Genomic DNA, 12,276 nt, shown 5'->3' with positions numbered 1-12,276 from the left:
GGCCAGGGTCCGGGCCCGGGCCCGGACCGACGCCCTACAGCAGGAGGTCCGGCTCCGATTCCGGCGACGGCGGGACGATCTCGACGACGGACAGCAGCCCGTACGTCCCCAACAGTGCCCGCAGATCGCCGTTGACGTCGGTCAGCGCGACGCGCACGTCCCGGTCGCGGCACCACTCCACGGTGCCGCGCAGTTCCTTGGAACCGGTGTAGTCGATGTCGGTGACCGCTTCGCAGGCGATGACGATCCGGCGCGGCGGCGGCTCGCTCCCGGTCACGATCTGCTCGACGCGTTCGCGGAAGGTCTCCGCGTTGGCGAAGAAGAGCGGCGCGGAGAAGTGCAGGGTTACATCGGTCTCGGCGGGCCCGGGGACCTTCTTGGTGTGCGGGCTGGCCGCGCGGCGCATGAAGTCGACGGCCGTCATGAGGAAGGCGATGATCACGCCCTGGATCGGGCCGAGGAGGAGCACGGCCACCATGCACACGGTGGCGATCAGGAACTCCGCGCGGCGCACGGTCCAGAGCGTGCGGAGCTGCCCGACGCCGATGATCGGCGCCACGGCGACGGCGACGACGGCACCGAGCGCGGCGTCCGGGATCTTCTCCAGCAGCCCCGTACCGAAGAGCAGCAGCAGTCCGGTGAGCACCGCGGTCACGAGCGCGGGGAGCTGGGTGCGGGAGCCGCCCTGGTCCATGGCGGCCGTACGGGATGCGGACGAGCCGATCGTGAAGCTGCCCGAGACGCCCGCGGCGACGTTCGCGGCGCCGAAGGCCAGCAGCTCCTGGTTGGCGTCGACGGGGTAGCCGCCGCGCTGGGCCATCTGACGGGCGAGGAGCAGGCCCTCGGCGAGCGCGACGAGGGTCAGCGCGAGGGCGCTGGGCATGAGGGAGACCCAGTTGTTGTCGGGGACGGCGGGCCACCGGAAGGCGGGCAGCCCGCCCTCGACCTTGCCGAGGACCGCGACCCCGTGGGTGTCCAGGTCCCCGAGGACGACGGCGAGGGTGGCGGCGACGATGGCGACGAGCGCCCACGGGATCGCGGGGGCGAGACGGCGACCGAGCAGGACGACGGCGACCGTCCCGGCGGCGAGGAGCAGGGTCCAGCCGTGGGTCTGGTCGAGGCGGGTGACGAACTGCCACAGCTCCTTGAAGAACTCCTCGGCGTCGGTCTTCACCCCGGTCATCTTCTTCGCCTGGCTGAGCATGATCTCCAGCGCGAGACCGCCCACGAAGCCGATGAGCACGGCCTCGGAGAGGAAGTCGGCGACGAACCCGAGCTTGAAGAACCAGAACACGACGAAGAACAACGCCCCGATCAGCGCCTGCGCCGCCGCCAGCGCCAGATAGCCGCCGCTCCCGGCCGCCGCGAGCCCGCCGAGCGACGACGCCACCAGGGCGGCCGCGGCGGCGTCGGGGGCCGCGACCAGCTGACGTGACGTCGACAACAGGGCGAACAGCACCGCCGGCAGGATCAGCGCGTACAGCCCGGCGGCCGGCGGCAGGCCCGCGATCTGGGCGTATCCGATGTTCAGCGGCACGGCGAGCGCGGTAAGCGTGACACCGGCGCCGACCTCGCGCGGCAGATTCCGCCGGGTCAGCTCGGCGTACCCGCCGAACAGCCGCACCCGAGGCAGCGTCATGGGCACGCCTCTTCACCCCTCCCAGGCCGTCCGACCGATACGGATCCCCTCGACTCAACCACCGTCGCGGCGGATCGGCATGCGGGGGACGGCCGACCGGGCACCCGGGAAGGGTGTCCCCACGGCCAACCCTGCGGGGACCGGTGGAGGGACGGGTCCTCTGGCCGCCTGGGGCGGGCCTGTGCTGTCGATGAGAGCGGCGGCCAGGGTGGCCTCGCCGGGGCCGGCGAGGATCTGCCGAGCAGCTCGGGCAGGCGCGCGGAGGGGTCCGTGAATGTACGGCCTTCGACCCGGTCGCTCCGCAGCAGACAGCGGGGGCAAGGGCGCCCTCATCGCCAACGGGTGGACGCCCGAGCCCACGGCCGTGGCACTACGCAACGTAACTGCTCACGGGGGCGAGCGTAGGCCAGAGCGTGGGGGAGCTCGTGCAACCTGGGCAGTGATCCGGGGGTGCTGCTGGGTACAGTCTTCCCAAGCTCCGCGGGTGCGCTAGAAGTGCCGGGGCGCAGAGGAAGCGGTGCAGCGAACGCTGCACGGTCCCTCGATCGAGCAGGATCGAGGGGGATACAGCCGGATGGAAACGGATAGAAATGTCCGGCCCTTTTGCATCGTCGCAGGTGAGACGCGTCACCGAAATGGGTTCGAGTCCCACCCGCCCCACCGAAGAAAAACGTTCTGACCTGCGGAAACGCCCCTGGAGGGGTGTTCTCGCGTGCAGCGATCGCCTCTCATCGGTGAGGCGAAACGGGCATCCCCGGCCCGTCTCGCCGGGCCCCTGGCTTTTTGACCTGGGGTTTTAGGTGGAGCCGGTTCTGGAGGTCACGACGATGATCCCATGGCGATCCCACGGCTCCTACGTGTGACACACCACACAGTGCGCCGAATATCTGCGCTCTGGTCGCCACCCCCAGAGATCCTTGGATGCGAGCACCGGCGTAGCCGGTCGTTAACTCCGCTGGCGAAGGCGGTGAGGTCGAACTCGTGCTGGACCGATCGCCGTTCTGTACCGGGATCGACGGATGTACTGGGAGTGCGCAGTGCCCCGTTCCTGCCTCGGCGCGGCCAGGCTCTGTCCTTCTTCCGGCCTGGGGGTCGCGTGCCGGGGTGCCGGCGGGCGGACGCGGGGTCAGGCCCCACTCGCGTCCCTGGGGCATCTGCCAGCGGCGGTGCCGGGTGGCGAGGCAGAAGGCGGCGCTGACGAGCGGGGCCGCGACGGTGGCGAAGAGCGCCTGGCCCGCTTCGGTGAGCACGACCAGGGTGATGGCTCCGGCGGCGGCACAGGTGGCGTACAAGGTGTGGTCCCCGAAGATCGAAGGGGCTCATGAAGCCCGGAACCGGTCAGTACTGCCTGGAGGTTCGCCAGATGCCCGTGCTGTGCCACGATCGGATATCGTGCCGGTGGTCCGCCCGCCTCCCTGGTCGTCCCCTGACCGGCCTGGCCCGGCGCCGACGAGGTTGAGGAGGCACGGACGGCAGGAAAGAGAGAACCGTCCATCGATGCGGCCAGCAAGGACGCCCTGTCGGTCCTGATATGCCCCTACCGGGCTTCAGGGCTTTCGAAGACCAGTCGGGGGGTCATTTCGGAGAGTCTGCCCACCGGCTCGCCGGAGAAGAGCACCTTTTGCAGCTTTCCGTGGACCATGGCGATCCGGTCGGGCGTGTAGTCGCGGAAGTCATCGGTCGCCCGCAGCACCAAGCCGCCGTCGGCCAACTCCGTGACCGTCGCGAACGCTCCTGAGGCGCGTAGCGCTGCAGAGCTTCCGAGGTGATCCACGAGTAGCCACGCAGCGTGGTGTCGAGCTCCGCGAACGTCCCGTCCTGGAACAGTCCCAGCTCTGCTTCCAGGGCGGTCCGCTGTGTCGTCGTCTCGACGTCGTCGGTCAGGCATCCGAATAGACACGTCTGCCCTGCTCTCTTCAGCCGGCGGTGCAGGAAAGCGGTCGATGCCGCTGGACGTCGGACGAGTGATCCGGGGCAAAGAATTCCTCCGAGAATCGGTCGACCATGAGCCGCACCCAGCCGAGGGCCTCGACGTCCCGCTCGGCAGCGACGTTGGGGCAGGGGCGCCCGGGGTATGCGTCTGCACCGAGCCGCGGCAGCCTGAGTGTCGACTCGAAGGGGATCCCGCCGAGACCGACGAAGAACGACTCCCACTCCACCGGCGACCAGGCCTGGCCTAAACGTGAGCGTCCACCGTGGGCCATGTCCGTCGTCCGCTGACTTCCCCACAATTCACCGGGATCGCCGTACGGAACCCCCGACGCCCTCAGCGCCGCTCCACGGCCCGACAGATCGAGACCATGCGCGAAAGGGTTCAGATTGTTTCACTCCGTCGCCTTCACGGCAGCTGATAGTCGAGGACTTGTGGGCGACTCAACGTTGATTCATGTACTCGATCAATAGTTTTCGTACCAGTCGTCGCCGCCCTGGACAAGGCAGCGCTCCAGATAGTCCTGGAGGTCGCTTGCGACCCACTTGCGACTATCACTCTCGTGCTGCCACACGAAGATGTCCGGCTTTACTGGCTGCATTACGAAAGCGAAATGGTCGCCGCCGCCATTGTCGCCGAAGAAGAGGAGTGGATCGAAAGGCATGTAGAGATCGGCGAAGGAGCGGTCGCGGCGAAACTTCTGATTGTCCTTAATGATTCTTTCGAGTGGCCAAACAACATTCGTGCCAGTGTGACCAGTAATTCCATCGGTTTCGCTCAGGAGCTCTTTGAGTTCCACTGGAATGGACTCTTCAAGTAGTTGTTCGGCTCGATCGAATTCTGCCGAAGTGACTGGCTCCCTGAAGCCGACACCATCGTAGATTCCGGTGGTCAGCTCTCTCCACATGGGTTTCTCTTCCACTTGATCTTTCTGGATGTCTGAAATTATACAGCACCCGATCCTCTCGCGAATGCGACGAAAGGATCGGGCGCTGTAAACCCAGTGATTCAAGTGTCGGTGATGATCAGCGAATTCTTGGTTCGAACTCTCCACCGAAGAAGTCATCGATGAAGGTTGCGTAATCTAGTACATCTTGCCTGCTGGTTGTGCCCTTGGGGTGCGTTTTGTAGAAACCGTTCCACAGGATTCTTATTCGACTCAAGTGGAGGTCGCTGTTGACGCTGCTGGGGATTCCTCGCAGGTTCTCGGCGGAATTCAGTTCGTCGACGCTGAATAGTCCTGGATATCTCTTGAGTGCTTGTCGTTCCACTGCGTGGTGAACCCAGTATCCGTCAGATTCCACGACGCCGGGGTTTGCGGCGAAGAAGTTGCTTCTATAGTCCGCGCTAACCGGCGTGCCGTTACCGACAGCGGCGGGCGCCCTGGTGGGGATTCCCGAAGTCATGGGATCCCCGCACGCGTTGTGCACCAGTACGGGAGTTGAGCCTGCGAGTACGTAGTACGTGTGCAGATCGGCCACAGTGAAGTTGTATGTACGTACATTCTCTGTGTATGCGCGATTTCCGACTACTTGAGCCAGGCTTCCATCTGCCGTCGCCAGTACCGTTCCGGCTTTGAGGGCTTCGGCGTTAATCCATTGCTTCACTGTGGGGACCCAGAAGGGGTGCTCAGCGGTGGCGGTAAGCTTCTTCACTCCATCGGCGGTTTTGATGCTGAGTTCGTGAAGCTTTTTGATCCCCTTCGTGGAGATCAGTGCGGTGACCACATGAGTGCCGGACTTTCCTGTCCCGGGATCCGCAGCCAGGACCTTGTCGCCGACCCTGATGTCCTCGATGTTCTTTTCTGCACCGTTGGCCATCAGGACCTTAGTGCCGGCGAGGAAGCATTGTTTCGCGTTAGTGAAGGTCGATTTGGCGCCCCTGCTGAAGGCTGAGCTGATCTTTCCGGTGACGGATTTGATGACAGAAGGGATCTTTGCTGCTCCCTTTCCTGCTGCGCTGACGGCAGTCCCGGCGCTGGGCAGGATCGGCATCATGAACTGCGTGAGCCAATACGATGCATGATAGGCCCGGGAGGAAGGGGCGGGTTCACCGAAAAGATTCTTTGTGATGGTGAGCGGGTTGCCGGGGCCTGGGTTCTCGCGATCGTTTCTGATCTTGGCGGCCTCTTGAGTGTCGCCCGTCAGTATGTTCCATCCCTCGGCTGTTTCCGAGGCCCAGTCGATTGTTCCGTGAATTGCACCCTTGACGGCATTCTTAGCACTGTCTAGGAAGTCATCCAGGAAGAGTCCGGTGGGGTCGCTGTGTGATATAGGACTGTTGTTGGCATAGGCGTACCCGTTCATCTGGAGCGGGTCGACAAAGTCGATGATGGGGTCGGCGGAGATGAAGCGGCCAATGTTCTGGTCGTATTCGCGGGCGCCGATGTGGGTGAGCAGGGTTGCCTTGTCGTCGATGCCGACGCCGAGGTAGCTGCGCTTGTTGGGCCAGTCGGCGGGCTTGGTGCCGCGGGACTCGCCGTAGGGCTTGAAGGCGCGGCGGGTGACGGGCTGGCCAAGGGCGACTTCGACTGAGGTGTTGGCGGTGCCGAGGTGGTCGGTGATCAGGACGGTGAGTTTGTGGCCGGTGGTGGCGCCGTTTGTGGTGGTGCGTACGACGGTGGGTGCGCCGGCCTGGCCGTAGGAGCGGGAGGCGCGGGTGATCAGGCCGACCGAGTCAGTGGTGAGTTCGGTTTCGCCGAGGTAGAGGGTGCTGCCTGTGGGCGAGTTCTCCAGGATGCGGTTGCCGTCGGCGTCGTAGACGTAGGTGGTCTTGACGGTGCCGGCGGTGTTCGACTCGAGCTTCTGCTCGTTCGTCCACTGCAGGGTCTGGGTCGGGGTGGTGCCGGGGAGGTCGCGGGTGTTGGTCGTGCCGGTCGGGTTGTAGGTGTAGGTGCTGCTCTTGTCAGCGGTGTTGCTCTCGGCGGAGAGCAGTGTGTGCGGCTGGGTGGCGCTGTATTTGTAGGTGTAGCTGGTGTTGCCAGCCGGGGTGTTGTCGGTCATGGTGGCGCGGTTGCCGAGCCAGTCGAAGGTGAAGGACTGGTGGTAGGCGGTCGTGCCGGTGGCGACGGTGCCGGTGTAGGGGGCCGTGTCGGAGAGGCCAGCGGGTGCCGCGGTGGGCTGACCGTTGGCGTCCTTGGGGGCCTGGTGGAGGGCGTCGGCGACGGGGCCGCTGGAGGGGGCGCCGTCGGGGCGGTGGCCCCAGGTTGCGCCCGAGGCGGACTTGCAGCCCTTGCCGCCCGTTTCCGTTTGGGTGAGGGCTGGCGGTGCGATGGAGGAGGTCCAGGCGTTGACCAGTTCGCCCATGGCGTCGTAGGTGAAGCACTGGTTGTCCCAGGTGGTACCGGATGCTTCGGCGATCGATCGGGCGCTTGCGGTGATCATGCCCGAGGTGTCGTAGGCGTAGCGTGCGTCCGAGATCCGGTGCGGTCCGGCGGTTTCCCGGTCGGTGACGGTGCGCTGGAGCCGGCCGGTGTGCTCGTCGATGAAGTTGGTCGTCCAGACCCGGTACGGCTGGGCGCTGGAGACGGTGCGTAGTACTTCGCCGTAGGGAGAGTAGGTGGCGTCGGTGGTGTACCAGCTGAGTCCGGAGGTGGACTCGGGCAGGCCGTCCTCGTTGTAGCGGGTGATGACCTTCTCGCTGGCCAGGCCGCCCTTCGCGGGGAGCGTGACCGACAGGGGCTTTCCGGTGGGGGTGTAGGTGTAGGAGTACGTGTACGTGCCGGACAGGCCCGTGGTCTTCGCGTTGACGGGGATGACCGTTTGGCGGCTGGTGGGCCGGTATTCGGTGTCGACACTGGTGACTCGGTTGATGTAGTCACCGTCGGTGGTGTGCCGCTTGGACTCCTCCAGCAGGCCGAGCGCGCCGGCCTTGTCGTACGTGAACTCCTTCACCGGCGTGGCGGTCGCCGAGCCCTCACGTACCGCGGTGACACGGCCCAGTACGTCGTACGCCGTGTAGGTCGACTGCCCCAGTGCGTCGGTGACGGCCTTGGGACGGTCTGCGGCGTCGTACTGCGTGGTGGTGGTGCCGGTGTCGGGGTCGGTGGAGGAGGTCAGTCGGCCCCGTGTGTCGTAGGTGTAGGTCCAAGCGTTGCCGGCAGGGTCGGAGACCCTGTTGCGGTTGCCGCGCTTGTCGTACCCGTAGGTGGTCTTGCGTACGTTCGTAGCGGTGCTGGGCGTGAGCCCGGTGAAGTACTCGATCTGGGTGACGCGGCCGAGGGCATCGGTGACGGTGCTGGTCGTGGGGGTAGTAGAGCCCGCCGGGTTCACCTTGACGCTGGCGTCGGGAAGGTATTCGGTGGTCGTCGCGGCCTGAGCGTTCTTCCCGTGGTACGGCGTCTGCCGGACGGGGCGTCCCAGGCCGTCGTAGTTGGTCCTGACCGAGTTCTGGACCAGGGTGGGTGTCGTGACCTGGAACAGTTCGGTGATCGGTTCGCCCTTGGCGAGGTAGCCGCCGGTCTGCACCTTGACCAGCCCGTGGTCGTTGTATTTGGTGTCGGTGACGACACGGCCCGGGCCGTGGGCCTCGGACTGGGTCTGGACCTGGCGCATCAGGCCGTCGTAGAGCGTGACCTGACGAGCGTAGGAGCCGTCGTCCTTGAGGGTCTTGACGGTGACTGCCGCGGGGCGGGTGTTCTGGCTGGGAGTGGCGCTTGCCGTTTGGTAGGCGATCTCGACGTTCGGGGTCTGGCTTCCGGAGGAACGGGAGGCGGACCAGCCCTTGATCAGGCGGCCGAGCGCGTCGTACTCGGTCCGGGTAACACGGCCGTTGGGGTCGGTGACCGTGAGCGGCAGAGCGCGGCCTGGATCGTAGGTTGTGGTGGTCGCGTGCTTCGCGGCGTTGATCGTCTTCACAGAGGTGACCGGACCACCCAGGTCACCGGGGGTGTACTGCGTCTCGGTGGTCTCGGTTGCCCCGGCCGTGCCCGATCCTGGCTTGGTCACGGTTCGGATGCGGCCGAGGGGGTCGTAGGTCGTGGTGGTGGTGACCGAGTGCGAGGTGCCGGTTCCGTCGATCTCGGATACGGAGGTGGGCATGCCCTTGGTGAGGGTTCCACCGTTGTCGTAGGTGAACTCGACCGAGCCCTTGAGTTCGGTGGCGGGATCGGCTGTCGCCTGGTCCGCGCATGCTGTCGCGGTGGAGCGGGTGGACTTAGGCAGCCCGATCAGCCATACCGTGCTCGCGGCGTTGTGGACGTACTCGGTGGTGGCGCAGGTCTGTTCAGACAGCGTCTCACCGCCGGTGACCTTCGGATCGACGACGGCGGTCTCGACCTTGGTGGGGAGACCGTAGGTGCCGTCGCGTTCCAGGGTCGTGGTCCGTACGGCCCGCCAGGTGTCGCTGACGGACTGGATGGATTCCGACTTCTTGATCTCGGTGCGGTGGGCGACCAGCGCGGTGAGGGCGGTGCCGCCTTCGGCCTCACGGGGTCGAGAAGCGGTTTCCACGGGTACGTCGGGGAAGCTTCGCGTCCGTGTCTCGAACGCAGGCTTTGTCGCGGCGTCGTTGTCGAGGTAGGTACGGGATTGATCGTAGTTCAGGAAGGTGAGGGTCTCGGCGGTCATGCCGGCGTATTGCGGGGCGTCATCAGCGGCGAGCGTCGTGCCGTCGATGGAGTCCTTGACCGCTCCGCCGATGCCCTGGAAGTAGAAGGATATGGACCGCGACTGGGTCTGCGTCCCGGAGCTCGTCCTGTTGCCCTTGGTGACCGTTACTCGGCGGTTGCCTCGCCAGTCGCTGTAGGTGCGCAGGTTGGGGCGGAGGAACTCGTCGTCGCTCTTGGCCCAGGCGGGGCCGTAGTAGTGGTAGTCCGTGATGATGGGGTCGGCGAAGAGGCTGGCTACCTTGTCGGTCTCGGTGACCGAGTCGACGACGTACTTGTTGAACCAGGCCTTGGGAGGGGTCTTCTCTTCGCCATCGGGGGACCAGTGCACGGGATAGCAGTAGGGGTTGGCTTTGCCCTTGTCGGTGGCTGGCTGGACTGCGCAGCCTCCGTCGTACTCGACCTCGATGTCGGCGCCGGCCTCGGTGGCGATGGTGCCGATGCGCGGGCGGGTGAAGCCGGGTGTCTTGTCGCCGGCGTTGGCGGGGACGAGGCTGGGGAGCTGCTTGTCCTTGAGTCGGCCGCGCAAGGGGACGATGGGGCCGGATCCGACGGTGTAGTGGCCGAAGCTGACGCCGTCCTTGGACTGGAGGGTCCCGGTGGTGTCACCAGGGCTGAAGCCGGTGCGGGTGATGGAGTTGAGCCAGAGGCCCGGTGAGGTGTCGTACCAGTCTTCGGGGAAGGACTGGTGGAGTGTGTAGGTGTCGACCTTGCCCTCGCTGTAGCCGGGGCGGGCCGCCTTCGTGGTCACCGTGTCCAGACGCTTCTGGGTCCAGAACGAAGGGAAGGAGGGGCAGAGCTTCGAAGTTGACTTGCAGTTCAGCGAGCCGGGAGTGTCCCACCAGGCGCGGTAGGCGCCCGGGTCGTTGGTCTTGGCGAAGTTGGCGGGGTCGCAGGCGGTCGTGGACTTCAGGCAGCGCTCTGCAGCACCGAACTCGATCTTCGCGGACGGCTTGGTCAGGTCGCCCGAACGCATCCCGTACTCGATGCTCGTGGGATAGGCGAAGCGGTCGTACTGTTCGGGCGTGTTGCGCTTCGCGCGGACTGCGTAGTGATTCGTCTCCTGCGCCCAGTTGACGATCATCACGTTGCCGTGGACGTCCTCGACCTTGTCGAGGCCCCAGCGCCAGGCCTGCTGCCTGGGCTTATTGGTGTCTGGATCCGTGCCGCATCGGGAGTCGGCGAAGGCGGTTTCGTGGCACGGCTCGCCAGGGTGGTTGCCGAAGACGGGGACGGTGGAGACGGAGTTAGTGTGGGCGTGGCCGCCGCCGACCTTGTTGAGGCCGAAGTGGTACTTGGTGCCGTCCTTGGTGGTGACGACCCAGTACTCGCCGTTGTTGTCGTCGTTGGTGCCGCCGGTGTGACGCTCGACGCGGGTGCCGTCGTCACGCTGAGGGCGGTAGGTCTCGACGTCCGTCTCGGCGTTGCTGTTCGCGGGGGCGTCGCGTACGAGTTGAGTGGTACTGCCCCCAAGCGACATGACCGCGTTGTACGACACCCAGCACAGGTCGCCGGTCTTGTCGGCCTTGGCCGTGTTGTTGGGCGTGCCGGCCGTGAGGGCGTGGGTGTCGTCCTTGCAGCTTCGGTAGCGGCGCTCGATGTGGCCGGGGTTGTAGTCCCAGCCTTCTCCGATCCAAGAGGCCTGGGGGGAGGAGACCGCCGTCTTTCCGTCGACGGTCTGCGAGTTGTAGGACAGCGTCACGTTCGGCGTGGGGCCCGCCGGTGCGGGCGGAAGAGTGAGGGGGTAGTTCCAGGTGAACGCGCCGGAGGAGCCGCCTGCGGACCACGAGCCGCTGGAGGCCAGGGGGGTGGCCTTGAAGGAGCCGCCGGGGCCGGTTCCGGAGTCCACGGCGCCGATGACGGCCTTGTCGCCGCCTGCCGCAGCAGCGGTGGCTGTGGTGTAGGACGCCTGCATCACGCCGTTGCCGGACTGGGGGACTTCGCCGGTGAACAGGGCGGGCGTCATGGTGCCGTCCGCGGCCGTATCGACGGTCGCGGTGACTGAGTTGGTGCCGGGGTCGTTGGTCGACTCCAGTTCCTCGTACGCCTGGCAGGCCTCTTCGAGCGGAGTCGTGAGGTAGCACTCGGGGAACTGGACAAGACGCAGACGCGAGGCCCAGTCTGCGCCGTGGAGGATCTCGAACTTGCTGTAGTCGAGCTGGACCGAAATGGGTACGGAGGCATTGACGGGTGCCTCGACCGTCACGATGGTGCCGACGGCCAGCGCGCGGTCCACAGCGCTGATCTCCGCGGTGCGGTTCACGACCGTGGTCGCCCAGGTTCCGGTGGGCATGGGCTGGTCAACGGCCTGGCCGAGCTTGACCGGGACATTGGGAACCTGCACCGGGGGGCTCGTGGCCTCGGCTGTCGTCTCGGTCATCAGAGCCGCGCTGAGGCCGGATCCGAAGGACACGGTGCCTGTGTTCGCCGGCGGGATTGTCGTGGTTCCGGCGGGGGCCTGCTGAAGGTCGGCAGGGACATCGACCTTCAGCGTGTCGAGGTTCTTCTCGAACACCACGCCGTCGGCGGGAGTGTCCGTCTCGACCTCTTCGAGCGCGAGTGGCTCGACCTCTTCGAGGGATTCTCGGCCGGTCTCGGCTGTCGCCGGGTCGGGCGGCAGGGCCAGCGACTGGGAAGGCAGAAGGCCTACCAGCAGGGCGGCGCCCAGGGCGGGTATGACGGTTCGCCGCGCGCGACGGCGCGCAGGCGATATTCGACCGAACAAGGTGGGGTCCCCCCGGACCACTTGGAGCGGGACCGGAGCGGACCGCAGGTGATTGCACTTCAGATTGGAAAGATTCTGCGGGTGAACTGTGAAGGAACACCAGAGCGCAATGACGCCACGTGATTAACGTCACGGAGCGTAACTATTCAGACCCGTCCAGGCAGGGTTAAGCGGTTTCTTCCGGCACAGACATGCGGTCGGCGCGTCAAGCTCGACAAACAACATGATTGCTGCATCTACCCATGAAATGCCGGTTAGTAATGACCATCCATCACTGTTTGTTGCTGTTTGCTTCTTTGGGGAGGCTGCCGGCTCTGCCGCTTACGTGTCGCACTACCAAGTGGGCGGTGTCCGCAGTCGGCCGGTGATGCTCGCTG

The 12,276-nt window shown here is 65.8% G+C and carries 4 protein-coding genes; all 4 read right to left on the bottom strand.

All coding sequences use genetic code 11. The features are described 5' to 3' along the window. Positions 1-34: 34 nt before the first annotated feature. Entirely contained in the window at positions 35-1,639 is a 1,605-nt protein-coding gene (locus tag OG580_RS11010) for a SulP family inorganic anion transporter (RefSeq protein WP_267043478.1), read from the bottom strand. A gap of 1,537 nt (positions 1,640-3,176) precedes the next feature. Continuing rightward, positions 3,177-3,350, bottom strand: coding sequence for a hypothetical protein (locus tag OG580_RS11005; protein WP_267043477.1), 174 nt, complete (start codon positions 3,348-3,350; stop codon positions 3,177-3,179). Positions 3,351-4,035: 685 nt separating this feature from the next. Then, on the bottom strand, positions 4,036-4,491 hold the full coding sequence (locus tag OG580_RS11000; protein WP_267043476.1) for an SMI1/KNR4 family protein: 456 nt from the start codon (positions 4,489-4,491) through the stop codon (positions 4,036-4,038). A gap of 103 nt (positions 4,492-4,594) precedes the next feature. Next, positions 4,595-11,899, bottom strand: a complete 7,305-nt coding sequence (locus OG580_RS10995; RefSeq protein WP_267043475.1) for a polymorphic toxin-type HINT domain-containing protein — start codon at positions 11,897-11,899, stop codon at positions 4,595-4,597. Positions 11,900-12,276 lie beyond the last annotated feature (377 nt).

It is taken from the genome of Streptomyces sp. NBC_00094 (genome assembly GCF_026343125.1).
Classification (GTDB): Bacteria; Actinomycetota; Actinomycetes; order Streptomycetales; family Streptomycetaceae; genus Streptomyces.
The sequence above is the reverse complement of the archived record's forward strand: the minus strand, read 5'-3'. Positions and strand labels throughout refer to the sequence as shown.